The organism is Roseovarius sp. THAF27 (genome assembly GCF_009363655.1).
In the GTDB taxonomy this organism is placed as follows: domain Bacteria; phylum Pseudomonadota; class Alphaproteobacteria; order Rhodobacterales; family Rhodobacteraceae; genus Roseovarius.
In genome coordinates this window covers 3,209,961-3,234,741 of the sequence record NZ_CP045393.1, presented here as the reverse complement: position 1 = coordinate 3,234,741, position 24,781 = coordinate 3,209,961, and the positions used below count along the sequence as shown (strand labels likewise).

General features: G+C 64.3%; 23 protein-coding genes. 16 read left to right on the top strand and 7 right to left on the bottom strand.

What is annotated here, in order from left to right; genetic code table 11:
* Positions 1–72 precede the first annotated feature (72 nt).
* The 7 genes from rplO (at position 73) to rplQ (ending at position 5,427) form a co-directional block, all read left to right on the top strand.
* A complete protein-coding gene (gene rplO / locus FIU89_RS16030; protein ID WP_152493530.1) occupies positions 73–546 on the top strand; it encodes a 50S ribosomal protein L15 in 474 nt (157 codons plus the stop codon).
* A 109-nt stretch (positions 547–655) separates the two neighbouring features.
* On the top strand, positions 656–2,020 hold the full coding sequence (gene secY / locus FIU89_RS16025) for a preprotein translocase subunit SecY (protein WP_152493529.1): 1,365 nt from the start codon (positions 656–658) through the stop codon (positions 2,018–2,020).
* Entirely contained in the window at positions 2,017–2,661 is a 645-nt protein-coding gene (locus tag FIU89_RS16020) for an adenylate kinase (protein ID WP_152493528.1), read from the top strand. The genes secY and FIU89_RS16020 overlap by 4 nt, the downstream gene beginning before the upstream one ends.
* A 261-nt stretch (positions 2,662–2,922) precedes the next feature.
* Positions 2,923–3,291: a 30S ribosomal protein S13 gene (gene rpsM, locus FIU89_RS16015; protein WP_057795022.1), complete on the top strand. Its 369-nt coding sequence runs from the start codon at positions 2,923–2,925 to the stop codon at positions 3,289–3,291.
* A gap of 15 nt (positions 3,292–3,306) precedes the next feature.
* Positions 3,307–3,696, top strand: coding sequence for a 30S ribosomal protein S11 (gene rpsK, locus FIU89_RS16010; protein ID WP_007817184.1), 390 nt, complete (start codon positions 3,307–3,309; stop codon positions 3,694–3,696).
* Between the two features lie 117 nt (positions 3,697–3,813).
* Positions 3,814–4,830 carry a DNA-directed RNA polymerase subunit alpha gene (locus FIU89_RS16005; protein ID WP_152493527.1) on the top strand — a complete coding sequence of 339 codons (1,017 nt, stop codon included), beginning with the start codon at positions 3,814–3,816 and terminating at the stop codon, positions 4,828–4,830.
* 168 nt (positions 4,831–4,998) lie between these two features.
* Entirely contained in the window at positions 4,999–5,427 is a 429-nt protein-coding gene (rplQ, locus tag FIU89_RS16000) for a 50S ribosomal protein L17 (protein ID WP_152493526.1), read from the top strand.
* A 78-nt stretch (positions 5,428–5,505) separates the two neighbouring features.
* On the opposite strand, the gene FIU89_RS15995 is transcribed toward rplQ, so the two are convergent.
* Entirely contained in the window at positions 5,506–5,961 is a 456-nt protein-coding gene (locus FIU89_RS15995) for a host attachment family protein (protein WP_152493525.1), read from the bottom strand.
* Positions 5,954–6,199 carry a hypothetical protein gene (locus FIU89_RS15990; protein WP_152493524.1) on the bottom strand — a complete coding sequence of 82 codons (246 nt, stop codon included), beginning with the start codon at positions 6,197–6,199 and terminating at the stop codon, positions 5,954–5,956. Before FIU89_RS15990 ends, FIU89_RS15995 begins: the two co-directional genes overlap by 8 nt.
* Positions 6,200–6,387: 188 nt before the next feature.
* Between FIU89_RS15990 and FIU89_RS15985 the strand changes: the two genes are divergently transcribed.
* The 6 genes from FIU89_RS15985 (at position 6,388) to FIU89_RS15960 (ending at position 15,138) form a co-directional block, all read left to right on the top strand.
* Complete coding sequence (locus FIU89_RS15985) at positions 6,388–7,773, top strand: trypsin-like peptidase domain-containing protein (RefSeq protein WP_152493523.1); 1,386 nt, start codon at positions 6,388–6,390, stop codon at positions 7,771–7,773.
* 2 nt (positions 7,774–7,775) lie between these two features.
* On the top strand, positions 7,776–9,119 hold the full coding sequence (locus FIU89_RS15980) for a replication-associated recombination protein A (RefSeq protein ID WP_152493522.1): 1,344 nt from the start codon (positions 7,776–7,778) through the stop codon (positions 9,117–9,119).
* 300 nt (positions 9,120–9,419) lie between these two features.
* Positions 9,420–11,033, top strand: a complete 1,614-nt coding sequence (locus tag FIU89_RS15975; protein WP_152493521.1) for an ABC transporter substrate-binding protein — start codon at positions 9,420–9,422, stop codon at positions 11,031–11,033.
* Positions 11,034–11,230: 197 nt separating this feature from the next.
* Positions 11,231–12,187 (top strand): ABC transporter permease, encoded by a 957-nt coding sequence (locus tag FIU89_RS15970; RefSeq protein WP_152493520.1) that lies wholly within the window; start codon positions 11,231–11,233, stop codon positions 12,185–12,187.
* Between the two features lie 9 nt (positions 12,188–12,196).
* Positions 12,197–13,432 (top strand): ABC transporter permease, encoded by a 1,236-nt coding sequence (locus FIU89_RS15965; RefSeq protein ID WP_152493519.1) that lies wholly within the window; start codon positions 12,197–12,199, stop codon positions 13,430–13,432.
* Between the two features lie 5 nt (positions 13,433–13,437).
* Positions 13,438–15,138: an ABC transporter ATP-binding protein gene (locus FIU89_RS15960; protein ID WP_057795038.1), complete on the top strand. Its 1,701-nt coding sequence runs from the start codon at positions 13,438–13,440 to the stop codon at positions 15,136–15,138.
* A 73-nt stretch (positions 15,139–15,211) separates the two neighbouring features.
* Here FIU89_RS15960 and FIU89_RS22860 read toward each other — a convergent pair whose 3' ends face one another.
* The 3 genes from FIU89_RS22860 to carB form a co-directional block, all read right to left on the bottom strand.
* Positions 15,212–15,334, bottom strand: a complete 123-nt coding sequence (locus FIU89_RS22860) for a hypothetical protein (RefSeq protein ID WP_268873930.1) — start codon at positions 15,332–15,334, stop codon at positions 15,212–15,214.
* A 112-nt stretch (positions 15,335–15,446) separates the two neighbouring features.
* Positions 15,447–15,569, bottom strand: coding sequence for a hypothetical protein (locus tag FIU89_RS22855; RefSeq protein WP_302848996.1), 123 nt, complete (start codon positions 15,567–15,569; stop codon positions 15,447–15,449).
* Between the two features lie 220 nt (positions 15,570–15,789).
* On the bottom strand, positions 15,790–19,086 hold the full coding sequence (gene carB, locus FIU89_RS15955) for a carbamoyl-phosphate synthase large subunit (protein WP_152493518.1): 3,297 nt from the start codon (positions 19,084–19,086) through the stop codon (positions 15,790–15,792).
* 152 nt (positions 19,087–19,238) lie between these two features.
* On the opposite strand from carB, the gene FIU89_RS15950 reads away from it, so the two are divergent.
* Positions 19,239–20,363: an aminodeoxychorismate synthase component I gene (locus FIU89_RS15950; RefSeq protein WP_152493517.1), complete on the top strand. Its 1,125-nt coding sequence runs from the start codon at positions 19,239–19,241 to the stop codon at positions 20,361–20,363.
* Positions 20,318–20,956, top strand: a complete 639-nt coding sequence (locus FIU89_RS15945; protein ID WP_152493516.1) for an aminotransferase class IV family protein — start codon at positions 20,318–20,320, stop codon at positions 20,954–20,956. Before FIU89_RS15950 ends, FIU89_RS15945 begins: the two co-directional genes overlap by 46 nt.
* A gap of 3 nt (positions 20,957–20,959) precedes the next feature.
* Here the strand turns inward: FIU89_RS15945 and FIU89_RS15940 are convergent, their stop codons facing one another.
* On the bottom strand, positions 20,960–22,192 hold the full coding sequence (locus FIU89_RS15940; RefSeq protein ID WP_152493515.1) for a cyclopropane-fatty-acyl-phospholipid synthase family protein: 1,233 nt from the start codon (positions 22,190–22,192) through the stop codon (positions 20,960–20,962).
* A gap of 266 nt (positions 22,193–22,458) precedes the next feature.
* On the opposite strand from FIU89_RS15940, the gene aspS reads away from it, so the two are divergent.
* Positions 22,459–24,237, top strand: a complete 1,779-nt coding sequence (gene aspS, locus FIU89_RS15935) for an aspartate--tRNA ligase (protein ID WP_152493514.1) — start codon at positions 22,459–22,461, stop codon at positions 24,235–24,237.
* 96 nt (positions 24,238–24,333) lie between these two features.
* Here aspS and FIU89_RS15930 read toward each other — a convergent pair whose 3' ends face one another.
* On the bottom strand, positions 24,334–24,771 hold the full coding sequence (locus FIU89_RS15930; protein ID WP_152493513.1) for a VOC family protein: 438 nt from the start codon (positions 24,769–24,771) through the stop codon (positions 24,334–24,336).
* Positions 24,772–24,781: the final 10 nt, after the last annotated feature.

Here is a 24,781-nt window from a genome sequence, read left to right as displayed (position 1 = left end):
TTCACATGAACCAAGACATGCCGTGGTTGGCCCCATCGCTTCGGGGGTCACATCCGGCTTAGGAGAAGCGATATGAAACTGCATGAACTGCGCGACAACGAAGGCGCGACCAAACGCAAGAAACGCGTGGGCCGTGGCCCCGGTTCCGGCATGGGCAAGACCGCCGGCCGTGGTATCAAGGGTCAGAAATCCCGTTCGGGCGTGGCGATCAACGGCTATGAAGGCGGCCAGATGCCGCTGTATCAACGGCTGCCCAAGCGCGGCTTCAACAAGCCCAACCGCAAGAAATTCGCCGTCGTGAACCTGGGGATGATCCAGAAGTTCATCGACGCCAAGAAGATCGACGCCGGCCAGACCATCACCGAGGACACGCTGGTGGAAAGCGGGCTGGTGCGCCGCAAGCTGGATGGCATCCGCGTTCTGGCCAAGGGCGAAGTCACCGCGAAGCTGACGCTGGACGTCACCGGTGCCTCGAAATCGGCGGTCGACGCGGTCGAGAAAGCCGGTGGTTCGCTGACCGTGGCGAGCGCAAAGGCGGCTGAATAAGAGGTTGTGAGCGGGCGTCCCGCCCCTTACATACACCCCTAGTTTTCCTTATAAACGCCGCCTGGCCGGAAAACGGCTTGGGCGGCGTTTGCATAAAAAAGAGATCCGCATGGTATCTGCAGCAGAACAAATGGCGGCGAACACGAGCTGGTCCGCCCTGGGCAAGGCCACCGAGCTTCGCAAGCGCATCTTCTTCACCATCGGCCTGCTTATCGTCTACCGGATCGGGACGTATATCCCGGTGCCGGGCATCGACGGGGCAGAGCTGCGCAACTTCATGGAAGGCGCGGCGTCGTCGATCGGCGGGATGCTGTCGATGTTCACCGGCGGGGCGCTGGGTCGGATGGGTGTCTTCGCGCTGGGGATCATGCCCTATATCTCGGCCTCGATCATCGTGCAGCTGATGACGGCGATGGTGCCGGCGCTGGAACAGCTGAAGAAAGAGGGCGAGCAGGGCCGCAAGAAGATCAACCAGTACACGCGCTATGGCACGGTGTTCCTGGCCACGCTGCAATCCTATGGCCTGGCCGCGTCGTTGCAGGCCGGCGACCTGGCGTCGAACCCCGGGTTCTTCTTTATCGCAAGCTGCATGATCACGCTGGTCGGGGGCACGATGTTCCTGATGTGGCTGGGCGAGCAGATCACCGCGCGGGGCGTGGGCAACGGTATTTCGCTGATCATCTTCGTGGGCATCATCGCCGAAGTGCCCGCCGCGCTGGCGCAGTTCTTTGCCAGCGGGCGGTCGGGCGCGATCAGCCCGGCGGTGATCATCGGGGTGATCGTGATGGTCGTGGCGACGATCGCCTTCGTGGTGTTCATGGAGCGCAGCCTGCGCAAGATCCACATCCAGTATCCGCGCCGCCAGGTGGGGATGAAGGTCTATGACGGTGGCTCCAGCCACCTGCCCGTGAAGGTGAACCCGGCGGGCGTGATCCCGGCGATCTTTGCCTCGTCGCTGCTGCTGTTGCCGGCCACGGTCAGCACGTTCTCGGGCAGCGACACGGGGCCGTTCATGTCGACCCTGCTGGCCTATTTCGGACCCGGGCAGCCGCTGTACCTGGTGTTCTTCACGGCGATGATCGTGTTCTTCGCCTATTTCTACACATACAACGTGGCGTTCAAGCCCGATGACGTGGCCGACAACCTGAAGAACCAGAACGGGTTCGTGCCCGGCATCCGGCCCGGCAAGAAGACGGCGGAATACCTGGAATACGTGGTGACGCGAGTCCTGGTGCTGGGGTCGGCTTACCTTGCGGCAGTTTGTCTCCTTCCGGAGATCCTGCGTGGACAGTTCGCCATACCTTTCTATTTTGGCGGCACTTCGGTCCTGATCGTGGTATCGGTGACCATGGACACGATCCAGCAGGTCCAGTCGCATCTTCTGGCGCACCAGTACGAGGGCCTGATCGAGAAGTCGCAGCTAAGCGGCAAGGGCCGTAAACGGTCACGCAGAAAAGGGACAGGACGTCGATGAATATCATACTTCTCGGACCGCCGGGGGCCGGTAAAGGCACGCAAGCACATATCCTGGTCGAAGAGCGGGGCATGACCCAGCTCAGCACCGGCGACATGCTGCGCGAGGCCAAGGACAGCGGCACCGAGATGGGCAAGGTCGTGGCCGACGTGATGGCCCGTGGCGACCTTGTGACGGACGAGATCGTGATCGGCCTGATCCGCGAGAAGATCAACGGCGAGAATGGCGGCGGCTTCATCTTCGACGGCTTTCCGCGCACGCTGGCCCAGGCTGATGCGCTGGCAGAACTGCTGTCGGAGACTGGCCAGACTCTGGACGCGGTGGTCGAGATGCGGGTGGATGACGAGGCGCTGGTGCAGCGTATCACCGCGCGGTCGACCTGCGGCAATTGCGGCGCGGTCTATAACGACATCACGAAGCCCTGGCCCGCGGATGGCAAGTGCGCCAATTGCGGCTCGACCGAGGTCAAGCGGCGGTCGGACGACAACGAGGACAGCCTCAAACAGCGGCTGATGGAATACTACAAGAAAACCTCGCCGCTGATCGGGTATTACTACGCCAAGGGCGACCTGGAGACGATCGACGGGCTGGGCGAAATCGACGAGGTCAAGGCCCGCATCGCGGGGGCGCTCAAGGGCTGAACGCCATCTGCGCGGCCCTGCTGAAGAGCCTTTATTCCTTGGGTTTTCGCCGACAGGCACAATTCTCTTGACAGAGGGTTGACGCCTCGGGCGTTTGCTTCTAGACGACACCATCTCTGACGAGAACATGATTCCCGCGCGGGTCGCGCCCGCCCGAGAATCGATCACCTGAATTCAGCTGCGGCCCGAAGCAATCGCCTCGGGCCTACGTTGTGAAAAAAGGGTCTGGCGTTACGGACCCGCAACGAAAGGACATGACACGTGGCACGTATCGCCGGCGTTAACATCCCGACCCACAAACGGGTCCCGATCGCCCTGACCTACATCACCGGAATCGGCCAATCCTCGGCCAAGGCCATCTGCGAGGCCGTCAATATCGACCTGACCCGCCGGGTCAACGAGCTGAGCGACACCGAAGTGGTCGCCATGCGCGAGCATATCGACGCCAACTACATGGTCGAAGGCGACCTGCGCCGCGAAGTGCAGATGAACATCAAGCGCCTGATGGACCTTGGCTGCTACCGCGGCCTGCGCCATCGCCGCAACCTTCCCGTCCGCGGTCAGCGCACGCATACCAATGCGCGCACCCGCAAAGGCCCGGCGAAACCCATCGCCGGCAAGAAGAAGTAAGGGAGGGCAGAACCAATGGCACGAGATACCCGCCGGACCAAGAAAAAGGTCTCGAAGAACATCGCCACGGGCGTGGCGCATGTGAACAGCTCGTTCAACAACACCAAGATCCTGATCTCGGACGTGCAGGGCAACGCGATTGCGTGGTCCTCGGCCGGCACGATGGGCTTCAAGGGGTCGCGCAAGTCGACGCCCTATGCCGCCCAGATGGCCGCCGAAGATGCCGGCCGCAAGGCGCAGGAACATGGCATGAAGACGCTGGAAGTCGAAGTGCAGGGGCCCGGTTCGGGCCGCGAGAGCGCCCTGCGCGCCCTGGCTGCCGTCGGCTTCAACATCACGTCCATTCGCGACGTGACGCCGATTGCCCACAATGGTTGCCGCCCGCCGAAGCGTCGCCGGGTCTAAGACCGATTTTTTGGGTGGGGCCGCGTGAATTTTCACGGCCCCATTCCGTTATTTTGAAACCTCGAGCGTCTCGGAGGCCTGTGGACATGGGGCCGGGGACAAGGATGGAGGGACCGCATGATCCATAAGAACTGGGCAGAATTGATCAAGCCGACGCAGCTTGAGGTGAAGCCGGGCAACGACCCGCTGCGCCAGGCGACCGTCGTGGCGGAACCGCTGGAGCGCGGCTTTGGCCTGACCATGGGCAACGCGCTGCGCCGCGTGCTGTTGTCGAGCCTTCAGGGCGCGGCGATTACATCCGTGCAGATCGACAACGTGCTGCACGAGTTTTCCAGCATCGCCGGTGTCCGTGAAGACGTGACAGATGTCGTGCTGAACCTCAAGGGTGTCGCGATCCGCATGGATGTCGAGGGGCCCAAGCGCCTGTCGATCTCGGCCAAGGGGCCGGGCGTGGTGACCGCCGGCGATATCGCCGACAGCGCGGGCATCGAGATCCTGAACAAGGAACACGTGATCTGCCACCTCGATGAAGGCGCGGACCTGTTCATGGAACTGACCGTGAACCAGGGCAAGGGTTATGTCGCCGCCGACAAGAACAAGCCGGAAGACGCGCCCATCGGCCTGATTGCCATCGACGCGATCTATTCGCCGGTCGTGAAGGTCAGCTATGACGTGCAGCCCACCCGCGAGGGCCAGGTGCTGGATTATGACAAGCTGACCATGAAGCTGACCACGGACGGGTCGATCACGCCCGAGGACGCCGTGGCCTTTGCCGCGCGCATCCTGCAGGACCAGCTGTCGATCTTCGTGAACTTCGAAGAGCCGGAGAGCGCGCAGCGCCAGGACGACGACGACGGGCTGGAGTTCAACCCGCTTCTGCTGAAGAAGGTGGACGAGCTGGAACTGTCGGTGCGGTCGGCCAACTGCCTGAAGAACGACAACATCGTCTATATCGGCGATCTGATCCAGAAGACCGAAGCCGAGATGCTGCGCACGCCGAACTTCGGCCGCAAGTCGTTGAACGAGATCAAGGAAGTGCTGTCGGGCATGGGCCTGCACCTTGGCATGGATGTCGAGGACTGGCCGCCGGACAACATCGAGGATCTGGCGAAGAAGTTCGAGGATCAATTTTAAGAAGGTGGGGTGAAACCCCACCCTACGGATTGCCCGCCCCGGGGCGGGTAATTTTCGGGTGACGCGCCGCTTTTCAAGCGGTGCTTGCCCCAAGGAGAGCCGGTGACACGCATCGCCGGTCGGACAAAGCAAAACCGCCCGTAGAGGGCACCAATTGGAGTAAGACACATGCGTCACGCACGAGGCTATCGCCGCCTGAACCGCACCCACGAGCACCGCAAGGCGCTGTGGGCGAACATGGCCGGCTCGCTGATTGAACACGAACAGATCAAGACCACCCTGCCGAAAGCCAAGGAGCTGAAGCGCGTGGTGGAAAAGCTGGTCACGCTGGGCAAGCGCGGGGACGTTCACGCCCGCCGCCAGGCCGCCGCGCAACTGAAGCAGGACATGCATGTCGCCAAGCTGTTTGACGTGCTGGGCCCGCGCTACAAGGAGCGCCAGGGCGGGTATGTCCGCGTGCTGAAGGCCGGCTTCCGCTATGGTGACATGGCGCCGATGGCGATCATCGAATTCGTCGAGCGCGACCGCGACGCCAAGGGTGCGGCCGACAAGGCCCGCGTCGCCGCCGAGGACATGGACGGGGACGACGAGGCATAAGCCCCGTTTCCCTTGACTGAAACAGAAACGCCGCCGGGAATGCCCGGCGGCGTTTTTTCGTTCCCGAAGGGGCCCCGGTCAGGCGCTTTCGAGCTCTTTCTTGACCAGCTTCTCGATCTCGTCGACGGGATGGCCCGCGAGGTTCTTGGGGATCTCACTGACCACCTTGGACGTGACCTCCTTGTGCATGTCGTCGCGCAGGTGGCCCAGCACCTTGGGCGCGGCGACGAGGATCAGGCGGTCGAATTCCCCCTTGTGCGCCGCGGCGTAGAGGATGTCCGACAGGTCCGACGCGAAGCGCTCCTTCTGCAGTTCGTGCCAGTCGGTGTCGTCCAGGGCCGACATCTGCTGCACCCCGGTGTCCTGCATCCGGCCGGGGCGGTTGGCCGATTGCTCGATATCCGAGGGGTTTTCCTGTTCCTCGGTGTCCATGACCTCGAAGTTGGGGTCCTGGTGGTCGGTGAGGTTACGCAGGAAGAGCGCTTTTTCGCTGTCGGTCACCACGACCCAGGTGCCTCGCTTGAGTTCAGTCATCGCGTTTCTCCTTGCCGGTGCCGTGATGGCCGCCGAGATTGCCTTCGCCCTTTTCGTCTTCCTTGGTGACGCGGGTCGCGCCGGCATCCTCGCTTTTTGTCCGCTTCAGCGAGTCGCGGGTGCCGACCTTGCGTTCCAGGTTGCCCTGGGCGCGGCCTTGCTGGTCGGGGGTGGGGACGTCGTCGACGAATTCTTCGGTTTCGCTTTTGCCGTCCTTCGATCTGTATCTCTCTGCCATGGTGGTACCTCCTGTCAGGAAAACGCCGGGTGGGGCGGGGGGTTCCATCGGGTGGTGCGGGCTGTGAGGACGGCAGCGAGGGGCCAGCCCCTCGCGCTCCCCGGGATATTTCTGGCCAGAGGAAAAGCAGGGGGGCGCCTGTCTTGTCGTGCTTGCATCAAGGGCGCGGCGGGCGCATATCGTGGAGCATGGTGAGATGGATCTTTGGCCTTATCCTCTGCGCGACGCTGGCGGTGCCGGCGGGGGCGGAAGTGCGCGTGCCCGAGAGCCGGGGCGAGATCAGCATGGGCTTCGTGCCTGTTGTCAAGACGGCCGCCCCCGCGGTGGTGAACATCTATGCGCGGCGGGTGGTGAACACGCGGGCGAGCCCGTTCCGGGGCGATCCGTTCTTCGACGAGTTCTTTCGCGATTTCGGCGGGCCGAGGCAGCGGGTGGAGAACTCGCTGGGGTCGGGTGTGATCCTGAGCGCGGACGGGATCGTGGTGTCGAACTACCACGTGGTGGGGATGGCCACGGACATCCGCGTGGTTCTGAACGACCGGCGGGAATTCGAGGCGCGGGTGCTATTGGCCGACGAGGAGAGCGACCTTGCGGTGCTGAAGCTGGACGGCGCGGAAGGGATGCCGGCGCTGGAGCTGCGCGACAGCGATACGGTCGAGGTGGGCGAGCTGGTGCTGGCGATCGGCAACCCCTTTGGCGTGGGCCAGACGGTGACCAGCGGGATCGTGTCGGGGCTGGCGCGGTCGGGCGCGGCCACGGGCAACGCGCGGGGCTATTTCATCCAGACCGACGCGCCGATCAACCCGGGCAATTCGGGCGGGGCGCTGGTGGACATAGAGGGCCGGCTGGTGGGGATCAACACGCGGATCCTGAGCCGGTCGGGCGGGTCGAACGGGATCGGCTTTGCGATTCCAGCGGCGCTGGTGGCGCAGTTCGTGGCGCAGGCAGAGGCCGGCAACACCGCGTTCGAACGGCCCTGGGCGGGGATCAGCGGCCAGCCGGTGACGGCGGACATGGCCGAAGGGATGGGCCTGAACGTGCCCGGCGGGATCATCATTTCGCAGCTGCATCCCGCGAGCCCCTTTGCCGAGGCCGGATTCGAGGCGGGCGACGTGATCACGGCGGTGGACGGGCAGGCGGTGAATGCCGCGCCGGAGATGATTTACCGGATGTCGGTGGCCGGGATTGGCGGCGAGACGCGGGTGACGCGGGTGCGCGACGGGGAAGCCGAGGACGTGGTCCTGCGGCTGGGACGCGCGCCGGAGGTGCCGCCGCGGGAGGTGACCGAGACGGGCGCGCGGAGCGTCATCCCCGGGATGACGGTCGGCAACATCAACCCGGCCGTCATTGCCGAACTGGGCCTGCCGCTGATGGCGGAGGGCGTCGTGGTGCTGACGCCGGGGCGCGCGGGGCTGCGGGCCGGGTTGCGGCAGGGGGACATATTGCGCGGGATCAACGGCGTGACCGTCGAGGAGCCCGGCATGGTGGAGCCTCTTCTGGAGGCGAGCGGGCGCTGGCTGAGCCTGGACGTGCAGCGGGGCACGCAGCGCAGCACGCTGCGGTTCAGGCTGTAGCCATGGGCGATCTGTTCGATACCGGCCCCGAAGCCAAACCGGACGCAAGGGACGACAAGACGCATGACAGCGCGCCGCGCCCGCTGGCGGACCGGCTGCGGCCCCGCGCGCTGTCCGAGGTGATCGGGCAGGACAAGGTGATCGGACCGGATGGGCCGCTGGGCGTGATGCTGGCCTCGGGGAGCTTGACGTCGCTGGTGTTCTGGGGGCCGCCGGGGGTGGGCAAGACCACCATCGCGCGGCTGCTGGCCGACGAGACGGACCTGCATTTCGTGCAGATCAGCGCGATCTTTTCCGGTGTGCCGGAACTGCGCAAGGTGTTCGAGGCGGCCAAGCACCGGCGGGCCAACGGGCAGGGGACGCTGCTGTTCGTCGACGAGATCCACCGCTTCAACAAGGCGCAGCAGGACGGGTTCCTGCCGCATATGGAGGACGGGACGATTCTGCTGGTGGGGGCCACTACGGAGAACCCGAGTTTCGAGTTGAACGCCGCGCTTCTGAGCCGGTCGCAGGTCCTGGTGCTGGAGCGGCTGACCCTGGCGGAGCTGGAGCGGCTGGCGCAACGGGCGGAGAAGGAACTGGACCGGGCGCTGCCGCTGGACGGCGCGGCGCGCGAGGGGTTGCTGGAGATGGCGGACGGGGACGGGCGGGCGCTGCTTAACCTGATCGAGCAGGTGGCGGCGTGGAAGACCGACAAGAAGCTGGACACGAACGCGCTGACCGCGCGGCTGATGAAGCGGGCGGCGCAGTACGACAAGTCGGGGGACGCGCATTACAACCTGATATCGGCGCTGCACAAGTCGGTGCGCGGGTCGGACCCGGATGCGGCCCTCTACTGGCTGGCGCGGATGCTGGACGGGGGCGAGGACCCGCGGTACCTGGCGCGGCGGATCACCCGGATGGCGGTGGAGGATATCGGCCTGGCCGATCCGCAGGCGCAGGCGGTCTGCCTGCAATCGTGGGAAACCTACGAGCGGCTGGGCAGCCCGGAAGGCGAATTGGCGCTGGCGCAGGCGGTGACGTACCTGGCGCTGGCGCCCAAGTCGAACGCGGCCTACGTGGCTTACAAGGCCGCCATGAAGGCCGCGAAGAAAACCGGCAGCGAGCCTCCGCCCAAGCATATCCTGAACGCCCCCACCGGGCTGATGAAAGAGCAGGGATACGGCGCGGGCTATGCCTATGACCACGATGCCGAGGACGCGTTTTCGGGGCAGAACTATTTTCCCGACACGATGGAGCGGCCCGAGCTGTATAAGCCCGTCGAACGCGGGTTCGAGCGGGAGCTGGGCAAGCGGGTGGGCTATTTCGCGAAGCTGCGGGCGCGCAAGGACGAGGCGGGGTCATAGGCGAATCCCGGCCCGTCCGTGGCCCGGGTGCGCGGAAATGTCGTTTTCTGAACAGTCGGTCGCAGATCGGGCCTGTGCGCGAAAACGCCTTGATTGCAAGAGGTTCAACAGCGTTGGCTAGTGATTTGAACGTGCGAAAAAAAATCGTGATGCGGCATATGAAGGCTGGAAGCGACATTTTTTTCGTGTTTTGGTAACATCATGTCGTAATTGAGCCGCCCGTTCAGGGGAAACGACGCAAAGCTGCTTTGAAGGGCCGCGAAAGATGGCCTGGGAACAGACTAGTCATAGGGAGACATCATGACTGATATCAAAGATCAAATGCTGCTGGATCGACTGGCAGCCGCGGCCCGCGAAGGCAAGATCTCGCGCCGGTCGTTCATGCATTACGCCGCCGCGGCGGGCCTGACGACCACGGCCGCGACCGGCTTGTGGACCGGGGCCGCGAAGGCGCAGCCCGCCAAGGGCGGGACGTTCCGCCTGGGGATGCACGACGGCAACACGTCTGATTCGCATGATCCCGGCACCTACGTCACCTTCTCGATGATCCAGGTGGCGCATACCTATCGGTCCTACCTGACGCTGATCGAGCCCGATGGCTCTCTCGGGCCGGACGTGGCCAGCGAGTGGAGCGCGAGCCCGGACGCCAAGGAATGGACCTTCAAGATCAACGAGAACGCGACGTTCCACAGCGGCCCGAAGGTGACCGCGAAGGACGTCATCGCGTCGATGAACCACCACCGGGGCGACGACACGACATCGGCCGCGAAGGCGCTGTTGTCGGACGTGCAGGACATCACGGACAACGGCGACAACTCGGTGACGTTCGTGCTGGGCACCGGCAACGCCGACCTGCCGTGGCTGATGACGGACTATCACCTGGCAATCGTTCCGGCCAACGAGGACGGCACGGCAAACTGGCAGTCGGGTGACGGCTGTGGCCCCTACAAGATGGAAGAAGCCGAGTTCGGCGTGCGCTACAGCCTGACCCGCCACGAGGGCTGGCACCTGGAAGGCGCGTATTTCGACGACCTGCAGCTGATCGTCCTGAACGACCCGAACGCGCGCCAGACGGCGCTGGTGACGGGCGACGTGGACGCGGTGACGCAGCTGGAGCTGAAGACGCTGGCGCTGTTGCAGCGCGACCCCAACATCGAGATCGACGACGTGCCGTCCGCGGCGGCCATCACCATGCCGATGCTGTGCGACACCGCGCCGTTCGACAACGTGGATGTGCGCAACGCGCTGAAGCTGTCGATGAACCGGGACGAGCTGATCGAGAAGATCACCTTCGGCGCGGCCACCAAGGCGAACGATTTCCACCATTCGCCTGCGATGCCCTACTATCCCGAAGGCATCGAGCAGCGCGAATACGATCCGGACCAGGCGAAATCGCTGCTGAAGAAAGCCGGCGCCGAGGGGCTGACGGTGAACCTGAGCGTGGCCGATTCGGTCTTTTCCGGGGCGGTGGACATGTGCGTCCTTTACGCCGAGCACGCCAAGGCGGCGGGCATCACGATCAACGTCAACCGCGAGCCCAATGACGGGTACTATTCCGACGTGTGGCTGAAAAAGCCGTGGTGCGCGGTGCAGTGGGGCGCGCGTCCGACGCCGGACGTGATGTATTCGCTGGCCTACAAGGATGACGCGGCCTGGAACGAGAGCCGGTGGCAGAACGAGCGGTTCAACGAACTGCTGCTGCAGGCCAAGGCCGAGCTGGACGATGAAAAGCGCGCGGAAATGTACCGCGAGATGGCGATCCTGGCCAAGGACGATGGCGGGACGGTCATCCCGTTTTTCCCGAACTTCGTATACGCGCGGCGCAAGAACGTGCAGCACGGGCCCGACCTGGCGCCAAGCTGGCAGATGGACGGCGCGCGCGCCTGCAGCCGGTGGTGGTTCGCAGACGCATAAGCAAGAGGTTCTGCCCCGGTGCCAAGGCGCCGGGGCAACCATTTGGAGGGGGCGGATCATCGCCCCGTCCGGGCCGACGGGACGGCCAAGAGAGCGCAGCAAAAGCGCCCGGGGCACGTCACAACGTCATAACAATATAAGCTGTGCGGATGCGGCCCGGGACGGGCAAGGCGGACGCCCAACAGCAGGAGGGACATATGGGAGACATCTTAACGCTTGTCGGCAAGCGTCTGGGTCTCGGGTTGATCATCCTTTTGGTGATCTCCGTCATCATCTTCTTCATGGTCGAACTTCTTCCCGGGGACATCGCGCAGGCGGTGCTGGGACAGTCGGCGACCCCGGAGAACCTTGCGGCCCTGCGCCGTGAAATGGGACTCGACCAGCCCGCGCTGGTGCGGTATTTCGCGTGGCTGAGCGACGCCGTCACACTTGATTTCGGCAGTTCCATCGTGACCGACGCGCGGGTGACCGAGATCATCGGCGAGCGGTTCATGAACACGCTGTTCCTGGCCGCCTACGCGGCCGTGATCGCGGTTCCGGTGTCGATCATCCTCGGCGTGATCGTGGCGCTGTTGCGTAACTCGATCTTCGACCGGGTGGCGAACGTGATTTCCCTGTCCTTCATCTCGTCGCCGGAATTCTTCCTGGGCTATATCCTGATCCTGTATTTCGCGGTGAAATGGGGCATGTTCCCGGCCATCGCGAGCCTGAGCGAAGGGATGACCTTCTTCGGGCTTCTGGAGCGGACCTTTCTGCCGGCGCTGACGCTGGTGCTGGTGGTCATGGCGCACATGATGCGGATGACCCGCGCGGCGATCATCAACCTGCTGGCCAGCCCCTATATCGAGATGGCCCGGCTGAAGGGCGCGCCGCCCTGGAAGGTGATCGTGAAACACGCGCTGCCCAATGCCTGGGCGCCGATCATCAACGTGGTCGCGCTGAACCTGGCCTACCTGATTACCGGCGTGGTGCTGGTGGAGGTGGTGTTCGTCTATCCGGGGATCGGACAGGCGCTGGTGGACGCGGTGTCCAAGCGCGACTTCCCGGTGGTGCAGGCCTGCTGCCTGATCTTCGCGGCGACCTTCATCCTTCTCAACCTTGCAGCCGACGTGGGGGCCATTCTGACCAACCCGCGCCTGCGGCACCCGAAATAAGGAGGGCGGATCATGATATTTGTAATCCTCTACTTCGCCCTGCTGCTTCTGCTGTCGTGCGGGGCGGCCTATTACAACCAACGATCGGCGTTCCTGCTGCTGTTCTCGCTGACGCTGGTGTCGCTGGTGCTGGCGATCATCGGCGGCATTCCGGCGCTGCGCTTCGTGGCGATTGCCGCGGGGATGCTGCTGGCGGCGGGCATGATGTCCTACGCGTTCCGCGAGTTCCTGACGGCGCTGGCGAGCGACGAGATGGCCAAGGAGCTGCGCACCGCGCCGCTGACCGCGGCCTTCGGGATGTTCGTGATCTTCGTCGTGGCGATCATGGGCATCTTCGCCCCGGCCATCGCGCCCTATGGCGAGGCCGAGATCGTCAGCCAGGCCTTCGCGCCGCCGGACAACAACATGCTGCTGGGCGCGGACCAGCTGGGCCGGGACATGTTCAGCCGGATCATCTATGGCGCGCGGAACACCGTGGCGCTGGCGCTGTGCGGCACGGTCCTGGCGTTCATCCTGGGCGCCATGGCGGGCCTGCTGGCGGCGACCAAGGGCGGATACTTCGACGGGTTCATGGGCCGGATGGCAGACGTGATCATGTCGATCCCGTCGCTGATCTTCGCGCTGCTGATGCTGTCGATCTTCGGCGGCTCGCTGGCGTCGCCTCAGACCAGTTCCTGGCTGCTGTTCGGCTTTGCGGTCATCGTGGGGCTGCTGTTCCTGGCGGCGGCGGCCTATTCGCTTGTCAGCTGGCTGATCGGCGCGGCGATCGTAGCCGGGGTGGCCTTTGCCTTTGCGCTGGCCGGCACGACGATCTTCAACGCGTCGGAGATCATCCTGATCCTGGTGGTCGCGGTGATCTACAGCCCCCGCGTGTTCCGCCTGACACGGGCGGTCGCGGGCAACGTGGTTGTGATGGACTATATCGAGGCCGCCAAGCTGCGCGGTGAAAAGAACTGGTACCTGATCCGGCGCGAGATCCTGCCGAACTCGACAGCACCCCTGGTGGCGGAGTTCGGGCTGGAATTCTGCTTCGTGTTCCTGCTGATCGCGGGCCTCAGCTTCCTCGGTCTCGGCATCCAGCCGCCCACGGCGGACTGGGGGTCGATGGTGCGGGAGAACGCGACGCTGATTTCGTTCGGTGAGATCACGCCGCTCATTCCGGCCGCGGCCATCGCGCTTTTGACCGTGGCGGTCAACTTCGTGGTGGACTGGATGCTGCATCGGTCCTCGGGCTTGAAGGAGTAAACGACATGGGCTTGAAAAAAACAGATGTCCTTCTGAAGATCCGGGACCTGAAGATCCAGGGGTATTCGGACGAAACCTGGGTCGACATCATCAAGGGTGTCGACCTGACCCTGCACCGCGGCGAGGTGATGGGCCTGATCGGGGAATCCGGGGCGGGCAAGTCGACCATCGGCGCGGCCGCCATGGGCTATGCCCGCGACGGCACGCGGATCGTGGAGGGCTCTTCGATCGAGTTCGACGGGATCGAGCTGACCACGTCGTCGGAGGCCGAAAAGCGCGCGCTGCGCGGGTCGCGAATCGCGTATGTCGCGCAGTCGGCGGCGGCGTCGTTCAACCCGGCGCACAAGCTGATCGACCAGCACACGGAAGCGCCGGTGCAGTACCGCATCAAGAAGCGGCTGGAGGCGCAGGAGGACGCGATCGAGCTTTATGAGCGGTTGCGCCTGCCCAATCCGGGCGAGATCGGGTTTCGCTATCCGCACCAGGTGTCGGGCGGTCAGTTGCAGCGGGCGATGACGGCGATGGCCATGTCGTGCCGGCCCGACCTGATCATCTTTGACGAGCCGACGACGGCGCTGGACGTGACCACGCAGATCGAGGTGCTGGCGGCCATTCGCGATATCGTGGACCAGTTCAACACCGCGGCGATCTATATCACCCACGACCTGGCGGTGGTGGCGCAGATGGCCGACACGATCAAGGTGCTGTTGCGCGGCGAAGAGGTGGAGGAAGCGCCGACCGACCAGATGCTGGAGAATCCGCAGGAGGATTACACCAAGTCGCTTTGGGCCGTGCGCAGCTTTACCAGCGAGCAGAAGCACCGCCCGACGGATGGCACGCCGCCGCTGATTTCGGTCAAGAACGTGGATGCGTCCTATTCCAACGGGCCGAAGATCCTGGATGACGTGTCGTTCGACATCTACCAAGGGATGACGGTGGCCGTGGTGGGCGAATCCGGGTCGGGCAAGTCCACGACCGCGCGGGTGATCACCGGGCTGTTGCCGCCCAGCAAAGGCGAGGTGCTGTTCAAGGGTGAGCCGTTCCCGGCCAGTTACAAGGACCGCTCGAAGGACCAGCTGCGGCAGTGCCAGATGATCTATCAGATGGCCGATACGGCGCTGAACCCCAAGGTGCAGATCTCGGAGATCATCGGGCGGCCGGCGCAGTTCTATTCGGGTCTGAAGGGCACGGCGCTGAAGACGCGGGTAGATGAACTGTTGGACCTGATCGAGCTGGAGCCGTCGAAATACTACAACCGGTATCCGCCCGAGTTGTCGGGCGGGCAGAAACAGCGGATCGGGATTGCCCGGGCGCTGGCGGCGGAGCCCAGTTTCATCGTCTGCGACGAGGTGACCTCGGCGCTGGATCAGCTGGTGGCCGAAGGCATCCTGCGGCTGCTGGACCGGCTGCAGAACGAGCTGAACCTGGCCTACATGTTCATCACCCATGACCTGGCGACGGTGCGGTCGATCGCCGACGAGGTGGTGGTGATGCAGAACGGGCAGGTGGTGGAACAGGGGCCGAAGGACGACATGTTCACGCCGCCGCACCATCCCTATACAGACCTGCTGCTGAGCTCGGTGCCGGAGATGGATCCGAACTGGCTGACCACGCTGCTGGAGGAACGCGGCGTCGACAATATCGGCGACGCGGCCTCGGCCAAGATCGACCCGGACGACGACAAGGTCGAGGGTACGCAGGTCTGATACTGACGGTCAGGAACAAAAAACGGCGCCCCGGACAGGGCGCCGTTTTCTTTTAATGAATTCGTGCAGTGCCTTAGCCGGTGATGGCCATGCCCGACAGGACCATCGCGGCGACGATCAGGGCATAGACGATCACGACGGCCTGCCACGTGGCGCTGTGGGCCTGCAATTCGCGGATCAGTTGGTCACGGTTCATGGCGGGTATCCTTTTCAGAGACGCCAATGGCGCTAAACGACTCGCACGTTCAACGCCTAAAGGGGGTAGGTTCGGTTTTGGGCTGTGGCGCCGGGCGCCGGGGTGGTTCGGGTTAGCCGATGATGGCCGAGGCCGAGAAAATCAGCGTACCGACGAGGATACCGTAGACCAGGACCACCGATTGCCAGGTGGCACTATGCATACGAAGTTCCCGGTTCAATTCATCGCGGGTCATGATGGCCTCCTTTGGCTGGCGGTCGTCCAATATCGAGCGCGTCAGTGCGCTCGTACCATCCACCTAGTCAAAAATTATGACGGCGCAATCCTTATTCGTTTCGAATTCTATGAAAATTGTGCATAGCCGCTCTGGCCGCAGAGCATGGCTGCGGCGATTCTGAAAAATTCCAGTATTTTCAGAACCTTGCGCGGGGCGGCCCCGCGCGAGGCATTTGCGGTCAGGCGACGCCCTGTAGCGGCAATACCACAAGGTCGCCCTCTTGCCGGGCCTTCATGGCCAGTGCGGCGGCATGAGCGGCGGCTGCGGTCGTGTAATAGGGGATCTTGTCGTAGAGCGCAACCGAGCGAATCTCTCGGCTGTCCTCGACCGCCTGGATACCCTCGGTGGTGTTCATCACGAGGCTGATCTGCCCGTCCTTGAGCATGTCCACGATGTCGGGGCGGCCCTCGTAGACCTTGTTGACGACCTCGCAGGCGATGCCGTGGCCTTCGAGAAAGGCGGCGGTGCCGCGGGTGGCGACGATGGCGAAGCCCAAATCGACGAGGATCTGCGCGGTCTCGACCAGTTGGGGCGTCTTGTCGTCGTCCTTGATCGAGAAGAACACCTTGCCGCCGTCGGGCAGCACGACGCCCGCGCCCATCTGCGCCTTGAGGAAGGCGCGGGGGAAGCTGACGTCCCAGCCCATGACCTCGCCCGTCGAGCGCATTTCGGGGCCCAGGATGGTGTCGACGCCCGGGAAGCGGGCGAAGGGCATGACCGCCTCCTTGACCGAGAACCAGGGCATCGCGGGATCGGCGAGCGTCATCTGGTCGGCCATGGGCAATGTGCCCGGCTTGGTGTCCGACGGGTAGGCGCCGCGATGCGGGAAGGCCGAGAGCGGCTCGCCGGCCATGAGGCGCGCGGCGATGGAGGCGATGGCGCTGTCCGTGGCCTTGGCGACGAAGGGCACGGTGCGGCTGGCGCGGGGGTTCACCTCGATCAGGTAGATATCGTCGCCCTGGACGGCGAATTGCACGTTCATCAGGCCCACGACGTTCAGCGCCTTGGCGAGCGCGCGGGTCTGGGCGTCGATCTCGTCGATGATGTGCTGGGGCAGGGTGTGGGGCGGCAGGCAGCAGGCGCTGTCGCCGGAATGCACGCCGGCCTCTTCGATATGTTGCAGGATGCCGGCGACGTGGACGTCGGTGCCGTCCGACAGCGCGTCGACATCGCATTCGATGGCGCCGGAGAGGTAGCCGTCCAGGAGAACGGGGCTGTCGCCCGAGACGATCACGGCCTCGTTGATGTAGCGTTCCAGCTGGCCCATGTCGCGGACGATTTCCATGGCGCGGCCGCCCAGCACGTAGGAGGGGCGGATGACCAGCGGGAAGCCGATCTCGTCGGCGATGGCCAGCGCCTCGGCATCCGAATGGGCGATGCCGTTCTTGGGCTGCTTGAGGTTCAGCTGGTTCACGAGGGCCTGGAACCGCTCGCGGTCCTCGGCCAGGTCGATGGCGTCGGGCGTGGTGCCGAGGATCGGGATGCCCTCGGCCTCGAGATCGTTGGCGAGTTTCAGAGGCGTCTGGCCGCCGAATTGGACGATCACACCGTGCAGCGTGCCGTTCTCCTGCTCGACGCGCAGGATTTCCATGACATGCTCGAACGTGAGCGGCTCGAAGTAAAGCCGGTCGGATGTGTCGTAGTCGGTCGAGACGGTCTCGGGGTTGCAGTTGACCATGATGGTCTCGTAGCCCGCGTCGGTCAGCGCGAAACAGGCGTGACAGCAGCAATAGTCGAACTCGATCCCCTGGCCGATGCGGTTGGGGCCGCCGCCGAGGATAACGACCTTCTTGCGGTCGGAGGGGCGGGCTTCGCATTCCACCTCGCCCATCATCGGGGCCTCGTAGGTGGAGTACATATAGGGCGTCTGGGCCTCGAATTCGGCGGCGCAGGTGTCGATGCGCTTGAACACGGCGACGACGCCTTGCGCGTGGCGGGCGCGGCGCACGTCGGCCTCGGTAAAGCCGGTGAGCTTGGCGAGGCGGGCGTCGGTGAAGCCCATCATCTTGAGGCGGCGCAGGCCCTGTTCCTCGGTGGGCAGGCCCTCCTGCCTCACGGCATCTTCGGCCTCGACGATTTCGCGGATGCGGGCGAGGAACCACGGGTCGAACTTGGTGGCGGCGAAGATTTCATCATCGGTCAGACCGTGGCGCATGGCCTGGGCGATGGTGCGCATCCGGTCCGGGGTCTGCTGGCTGATCGCCTTGATGACGGCGGTCTTTTCCGGTGCGCCGTCGATCTCGATCTCGTCGAAACCCGTCAGGCCGGATTCCATCGACGCGAGCGCCTTTTGCAGCGATTCGTGGATGGTGCGGCCGATGGCCATCGCCTCACCCACGGATTTCATCGCGGTGGTGAGATAAGGCTGAGAGCCGGGGAATTTCTCGAAGGCGAATTTGGGAATCTTTGTCACGACATAGTCGATGGTCGGCTCGAAGCTGGCGGGCGTGACTTTGGTGATGTCGTTGTCGAGCTCGTCGAGGGTGTAGCCGACGGCCAGCTTGGCGGCGATTTTCGCGATCGGAAAGCCGGTGGCCTTGGAGGCCAGCGCGGAGGAGCGGGAGACGCGCGGGTTCATCTCGATCACGACCATGCGGCCGTCGTCGGGGTTGATGGCCCATTGCACGTTGGAGCCGCCGGTTTCCACACCGATCTCGCGCAGGACGGCGATGGAGCCGTTGCGCATGATCTGGTATTCCTTGTCGGTCAGGGTGAGGGCCGGGGCCACGGTGATCGAATCGCCGGTATGCACGCCCATCGGGTCGACGTTTTCGATGGAGCAGACGATGATGGCGTTGTCGGCGCGGTCGCGGACGACCTCCATCTCGTATTCCTTCCAGCCCAGAAGCGACTCGTCGATCAGGATCTGGCTGACCGGGGAGGCGTCGAGGCCGGATTTGCAGTAATGCTCGTAATCGGCGCGATTGTAAGCGACACCGCCGCCGGTGCCGCCAAGGGTGTAGGCGGGGCGGATGATGGCGGGCAGTCCCACATGTTCGAGGGCGGCCATGCATTCTTCCATCGTCTCGGCGATGGTGGCCTTGGGGTTTTCGATGCCCAGACGATCCATCGCCTCGCGGAACAATTTGCGGTCCTCGGCCATCTCGATGGCTTCGCGGTTGGCACCGATCAGCTCGACGCCGAATTTTTCCAGCACGCCCATATCTGCCACGGCGAGTGCGGTGTTGAGGCCGGTCTGGCCGCCCATCGTGGGCAGAAGCGCGTCGGGGCGTTCCTTTTCGATGATCTTGGCCACGACTTCGGGGGTGATGGGTTCGATATAGGTGGCGTCGGCGAGGCCCGGATCGGTCATGATCGTGGCGGGGTTGGAGTTGACGAGGATGACGCGGTAGCCTTCCTCGCGAAGGGCCTTGCAGGCCTGGGCGCCGGAGTAGTCGAACTCGCAGGCCTGCCCGATGATGATGGGGCCGGCACCGATGATCATGATGGACTTGATATCGGTTCTTTTCGGCATGTGATCCCCCGGTGCGGCGCAAATTGTTGGCCTTATATTCATTACGCCGGACAGCGCAAGGGGCATCGGTCTTTGCACGGGATGCGACGTATTTCGCAGTGCACTCGGGGCCGCGATTGCATAGATATCCAGCCAAAGCGAAGGGAAGCCGCGTGCGAATCCGTTTTGATCATGGCCCCGAGGGGAGCGAATGCGCGTTCGAGCGCCCGGTCGAGGTGATCTCGGCGCGGGAGGCGGAGGACGTGCCTGCTGCGCTGGAGGCGATGGACGCGGCGCGGGCGGACGGGTTGTGGCTGGCGGGATTCGCGAGCTACGAGCTGGGCTATGCGCTGGAGCCGAAGCTGGCGCCGCTTATGCCGGGGCGGCGGCGGGTGCCGCTGTTGCAATTTGGCGTGTATGAGCGGCCGGGGGCGGCGGCGGCGTTGCCCGAGCCTGTCGGGCGGCTGGATCATTTCGTGCCGCTGTGGTCGGAAGCGCGGTACAAGCAGGCGTTTGAGGCAGTTCATGCGCATATCTGCGCGGGCGATTTTTACCAGGCGAACCTGACATTCGCCTGCATGATGGAGGCGGTGGGGACGCCGGGTGAGATTTACGCCGCGCTGGCCGCGGTGCAGCCGGTGCGGTTCGGCGCGATGATCGAGGCCGAAGGGTTGCCCGCGATCCTGTCCCGGTCGCCGGAGCTGTTTTTCCGCACCGATGGGGCGGGCGGGATCGAGACCAAGCCGATGAAGGGCACCCAGCCGCGCAGCGATGATGCGGCAGAGGATGCGCGGCGCTGCCGGTTCCTGATGGAAGATGAAAAGAACCAGGCCGAGAATCTGATGATCGTGGACCTTTTGCGCAACGATTTGGGCCGGATCTGCGAGATCGGTAGCGTGAATGTGCCGGAGCTGTTCACGGTGGAGAGCCTGACGACGGTGCACCAGATGACTTCGCTCATTCGGGGGCGGATGCTGGGGGGCACGACACTGTCCGGGATTTTCCGGGCGCTGTTTCCCTGCGGGTCCATCACCGGGGCACCCAAGATGCGGGCGATGCAGATATTGGCGGGGCTGGAGGACGGCGCGCGGGATGTCTATTGTGGCACCATCGGCTGGGCCGCGCCGGACGGGCGTTCGGAATTCAACGTGGCGATCCGCAGTTTGCTTGTGGAAGAGGGACGTGCGACGCTGAACGTGGGCGGCGGCGTGGTCTATGACAGCACCGCCGCGTCGGAATACGAGGAAGCCCTATGGAAAGCCCGCTTTGCCCGCCGGCTGATCGCGGATTTCGTCTGATCGAGACCGGGCTGTGGACGCCCGATGAAGGTCTGCATCGCAAGGCGCTGCACCTGGAGCGATTGCGGGCGAGTGCGGCGCGGCTGGGGATCGGGATCGACGGGCTGGACGCGGCGCTTGAGGGCGTTGAGGCCAGCGGGCCAAGACGGTTGCGGCTGACGGTGGATGTGGAGGGCAAGGTGGAGGTTACCTTGCACGAGTTCACGCCCGAGCCGGAGGGGCGGGCGTGGCGGCTGGCGGTGTCCGAGACGCGGCTGATCGCCACCGACCCCTGGTTGACGGTCAAGAGCACCGAGCGCGAATTGTATGACCGGACGCGCGCGGAGTTGCCCGAGGGGGTGGAGGAAGTGATCTTTCTCAACTCCGATGGCGCGGTCTGCGAGGGGACGATCACCAATATCTTTGTCGACCGGGGCGAGGGGTTGGAGACACCGTCGCTGAGTTGCGGCGTGTTGCCCGGTGTGCTGCGCGCGAGCCTGATCGCGGAGGGCCGGGCGCGCGAGGCGGTGCTGACGCCGGCCGACCTGGCCGGGGCGCGGGCGCTTTACGTCGGCAACGCGCTGCGCGGCTTGATCCCGGCGCGGCTGGTTTAGCTGTTATTCTGCCGCGTGGCGCAGCTCTTCGGCGGCGGCGTCGCTGTAGAGATAGTCGCGGGTGAGCGGCACGGCGTCCTGCTGACGCGACAACTGGAACTGGAACACGACCTGGCTGTTGTAGCGGAACGTCGCCTCGCAGGCGAGAAGGTAGTAGCGCCACATCCGGCAGAACCGCTCGTCGTAAAGGTCGCGGGCGCGGTCTATGTTGGCCATGAAACGGTCGTACCAGTGGCGCAGGGTTTCGGCGTAGTGCAGGCGCCAGACCTCGATATCGCAGGAATGCAGCTGGTTGACCTCGATCGCGCGGGTCGCCTCCGACAGGGCGGGGCAATAGCCGCCGGGGAAGATGTATTTCAGGATCCACGGGTTGGTGGTGCCGGGCGGGTCGGTGTGGCCGATGGTATGGATGAGGGCGACACCGTCTTCGGCCAAGAGGTCGTGCACGGTGCGGAAATATTCGCGGTAATGCGGCACGCCCACATGTTCGAACATGCCCACCGAGACGACGCGGTCGAAGGTGCCGGTGACGGCGCGGTAATCCATCAGGTGGAATTGGACCTTGTCGGACAGTCCCGCCTCGGCGGCGCGGCGCGTGGCCAAGGCGTGCTGTTCCTCGGAGAGTGTGACCCCGACCACATGCGCGCCGTAATCGCGCGCCAGCGTCAGCGCCATGCCGCCCCAGCCGCAGCCGATATCGAGCACGCGCATTCCGGGCTTGAGCAGGAGCTTGCGGGCGATGTGGTGTTTCTTGGCTTCCTGCGCCTCTTCCAGCGTCATGTCGGGGCGGGCGAAATAGGCGCAGGAATATTGCCGGTCCTTGTCGAGGAAGAGGTCGTAAAGCTCGCCCGAGAGGTCGTAGTGATGGGCCACGTTCGCGCGTGCCCGCTTGGCCGGGTTGAACTGTTTCAACCAGCGGCTGGCGTGGCGCATCAGGTCGAGCGGGCGGTGGAACCACGGGCTGCCCTGGCGGGCGATGTTGTCGACCGCGAGGGTGAGAAAGCCGCGCAGGTCATCGTTTTCGAGGGTGAGCGTGCCGTCCATGTAGCCTTCGCCCACCGCCAGTTCGGGCGACAGGATGATGCGGCGGGGCAGGGCCGGGTCATGCAGCGTCATGGCCACGGAGGGCGTGCCGCCGTCACCGTAGCGGCGCGTCGTGCCGTCGGGATAGGTCAGGCTGAAATCGCCTTTGCGAAAGAGATGTGTGACGAACACATCGAGCATCTTGGTCCACATGGCTCACCCCATATCTGCGTGCGCCCGCAGAGGCGCCTACGTTGGTGTGAAACCTGCCAGTGTTGCGGTTTTCCCGCATGTTTTCCGCCCGATAGCCGGAATCTTTGCCCAAAATTAGCTTTCTGTAAATGTTTTAAGACGGGCCCGGGTTCCGCTCAGGCGGGAAATAGCCTTGCAGGCCTTGACTTTGCCGTCCCGCCAAGGTGTATCGGCGCGAACCGAATTGCACGTGAAATGGGCAGTTTCAGCCGCCCGGAGAGGACCTCATGCACGCATATCGCAGCCATACCTGCGCCGAGCTGACGAAATCGAATGTCGGGGACACCGTTCGCCTGTCGGGCTGGGTGCACCGGATCCGGGACCATGGCGGGGTTCTGTTCATCGATTTGCGCGACCATTACGGCATGACACAGGTGCTGTGCGATCCCGACAGTGCGGTGTTTTCCGAGGTCGAAAAGCTGCGCAGCGAGTGGTGCATCCGCATCGACGGCGAGGTGAAGGCGCGCGATGAGAGCCTGGTGAACCCCAAGATCCCAACCGGCGAGATCGAGGTGTTCATTCGCGATGTCGAGGTGCTGGGCAGCGCCAAGGAGCTGCCGCTGATCGTGTTCGGGGATCAGGAATACCCCGAAGAGACGCGGCTGCGCTATCGCTACCTGGACCTTCGGCGCGAGGCGATGCAGGAGAACATGAAGCTGCGGTCGGACGTGGTGGCCAGCATCCGGCGGCGGATGTGGGATATCGGGTTTCGCGAGTACCAGACGCCGATCATCACGGCATCGAGCCCCGAGGGCGCGCGCGACTTCCTGGTGCCCTCGCGCCTGCATCCGGGCAAGTTCTATGCGCTGCCGCAGGCGCCGCAGCAGTTCAAGCAGTTGATCATGGTCAGCGGCTTCGACAAGTATTTTCAGATCGCGCCGTGTTTCCGCGACGAGGACCCGCGCGCGGACCGCTCTCCCACGGATTTCTATCAGCTGGACATGGAGATGTCCTTCGTCGAGCAGCAGGACGTGTTCGACACGATCCAGCCGGTGATCAAGGGCCTGTTCGAGGAGTTCGGCGGCGGCAAGGCGGTGGATCAGGAGTGGGAGCAGATCTCTTACCGTGACGCGGCGCTGTGGTATGGCACCGACAAGCCGGACCTGCGCAACCCGATCAAGATGCAGGATGTGAGCGAGCATTTCCGCGGCTCGGGCTTTGCCATTTTCGCCAAGCTGCTGGAGCAGGACGGCACGGAAATTCGCGCCATTCCGGCACCTACAGGGGGCAGCCGGAAATTCTGCGACCGGATGAATGCGTTCGCGCAGAAAGAGGGGCTGCCGGGGATGGGGTATATCTTCTGGCGCGATCAGGGCGACGGGATGGAAGCCGCCGGGCCGCTGGCCAAGAATATCGGGCCGGAGCGCACCGAGGCCATTCGCGAGCAGCTTGGGCTGGGCGTGGGCGATGCGGCGTTCTTCCTTGGCGGCAAGCCGGCCGCGTTCGAGCGGGTGGCGGGCAAGGCGCGGGTGACGATCGGCGAGGAGCTGGGGCTGACCGACGAGAACCGGTTCGCCTTTGCCTGGATCGTGGATTTCCCGATGTACGAGGCGGATGAAGAGTCGGGCGAGATCGACTTTTCGCACAACCCGTTCTCGATGCCGCAAGGCGGGATCGAGGCGCTGGAGGGCGACCCGCTGAAGGTGCTGGGGTACCAGTACGACCTGAGCTGCAACGGCTATGAGCTGGTCAGTGGCGCGATCCGGAACCACAAGCTGGAGGCGATGATCAAGGCGTTCGAACTGGCGGGCTATGACGAGGCGGAAGTGCGCAAGCGGTTCGGCGGCATGGTCGGTGCGTTCCAGTACGGCGCGCCGCCGCACGGGGGCTGTGCCGCGGGGATCGACCGGATCGTGATGCTGCTGGCGGATGAACAGAATATCCGCGAGGTCATCATGTTCCCGATGAACCAGCGGGCCGAGGACCTGATGATGAACGCGCCGAGCGAGCCGGCCAGTGATCAGTTGATGGAATTGGGCTTGCGGGTTTTGCCGCGCGAGGAGTGAGGTCGGGGCGCGTGGGTTTTCACCCACCCTACGGGATGGGAGAGGTCCCGGGTCAAGCCCGGGACGGCGACAGATAGGCGCGGCCGGTGGCGGTTTTCACCCCATTCCCTTGTCTTCCAGTTCCTGTTTGGCGCTTTGCGATTTCTTCAGGTCTAGGCCCATGCCGCGCAGTACCGCATCGGTCTTGGAAAACTGAAGGTCGGCATAGTCCACCACCTGGATGCGGTTGCCCCACGGGTCGCGCAGGTCGAGAAAGTCGGTCTCCATCACCTCGGCCCCGGCGGCGCGCGCAAGGTCGCGCACGCGGGACCTATCATCCACCACGAGGCCGAAGTGACGGTGTTCGTCGCGGGGCTGGGTCTTGCCCTCGAAAAGGCCGATGAACTGGTCGCCCATGTCGAGGAATACGTGGCCGTCGCCTTGTCCACGCAACTCGAAATCGAAGATCGCGCGCCAGAAATCCAGCGCGGCGTCGAGATCGCCGACCTCGAGAACGATGTGGTTGACGCCGACAAGGCGGGGTTTGTCCGGCATGGCGGGTGTC

What these genes read in the sequence shown, in the direction of transcription:
- FIU89_RS15970 (WP_152493520.1), top strand. Translation starts at nt 11,231, where the DNA reads ATGGGAGACATCTTAACGCTTGTCGGCAAGCGTCTGGGTCTCGGGTTG.
- FIU89_RS22855 (WP_302848996.1), bottom strand. Translation starts at nt 15,569, where the DNA reads ATGACCCGCGATGAATTGAACCGGGAACTTCGTATGCATAGTGCCACC.
- rplQ (WP_152493526.1), top strand. Translation starts at nt 4,999, where the DNA reads ATGCGTCACGCACGAGGCTATCGCCGCCTGAACCGCACCCACGAGCAC.
- aspS (WP_152493514.1), top strand. Translation starts at nt 22,459, where the DNA reads ATGCACGCATATCGCAGCCATACCTGCGCCGAGCTGACGAAATCGAAT.
- FIU89_RS15940 (WP_152493515.1), bottom strand. Translation starts at nt 22,192, where the DNA reads ATGTGGACCAAGATGCTCGATGTGTTCGTCACACATCTCTTTCGCAAA.
- carB (WP_152493518.1), bottom strand. Translation starts at nt 19,086, where the DNA reads ATGCCGAAAAGAACCGATATCAAGTCCATCATGATCATCGGTGCCGGC.
- FIU89_RS22860 (WP_268873930.1), bottom strand. Translation starts at nt 15,334, where the DNA reads ATGAACCGTGACCAACTGATCCGCGAATTGCAGGCCCACAGCGCCACG.
- rpsK (WP_007817184.1), top strand. Translation starts at nt 3,307, where the DNA reads ATGGCACGAGATACCCGCCGGACCAAGAAAAAGGTCTCGAAGAACATC.
- FIU89_RS15960 (WP_057795038.1), top strand. Translation starts at nt 13,438, where the DNA reads ATGGGCTTGAAAAAAACAGATGTCCTTCTGAAGATCCGGGACCTGAAG.
- FIU89_RS16005 (WP_152493527.1), top strand. Translation starts at nt 3,814, where the DNA reads ATGATCCATAAGAACTGGGCAGAATTGATCAAGCCGACGCAGCTTGAG.
- secY (WP_152493529.1), top strand. Translation starts at nt 656, where the DNA reads ATGGTATCTGCAGCAGAACAAATGGCGGCGAACACGAGCTGGTCCGCC.
- FIU89_RS15980 (WP_152493522.1), top strand. Translation starts at nt 7,776, where the DNA reads ATGGGCGATCTGTTCGATACCGGCCCCGAAGCCAAACCGGACGCAAGG.
- FIU89_RS15995 (WP_152493525.1), bottom strand. Translation starts at nt 5,961, where the DNA reads ATGACTGAACTCAAGCGAGGCACCTGGGTCGTGGTGACCGACAGCGAA.
- FIU89_RS15985 (WP_152493523.1), top strand. Translation starts at nt 6,388, where the DNA reads ATGGTGAGATGGATCTTTGGCCTTATCCTCTGCGCGACGCTGGCGGTG.
- rplO (WP_152493530.1), top strand. Translation starts at nt 73, where the DNA reads ATGAAACTGCATGAACTGCGCGACAACGAAGGCGCGACCAAACGCAAG.
- FIU89_RS15945 (WP_152493516.1), top strand. Translation starts at nt 20,318, where the DNA reads ATGGAAAGCCCGCTTTGCCCGCCGGCTGATCGCGGATTTCGTCTGATC.
- FIU89_RS15975 (WP_152493521.1), top strand. Translation starts at nt 9,420, where the DNA reads ATGACTGATATCAAAGATCAAATGCTGCTGGATCGACTGGCAGCCGCG.
- FIU89_RS16020 (WP_152493528.1), top strand. Translation starts at nt 2,017, where the DNA reads ATGAATATCATACTTCTCGGACCGCCGGGGGCCGGTAAAGGCACGCAA.
- FIU89_RS15930 (WP_152493513.1), bottom strand. Translation starts at nt 24,771, where the DNA reads ATGCCGGACAAACCCCGCCTTGTCGGCGTCAACCACATCGTTCTCGAG.
- FIU89_RS15990 (WP_152493524.1), bottom strand. Translation starts at nt 6,199, where the DNA reads ATGGCAGAGAGATACAGATCGAAGGACGGCAAAAGCGAAACCGAAGAA.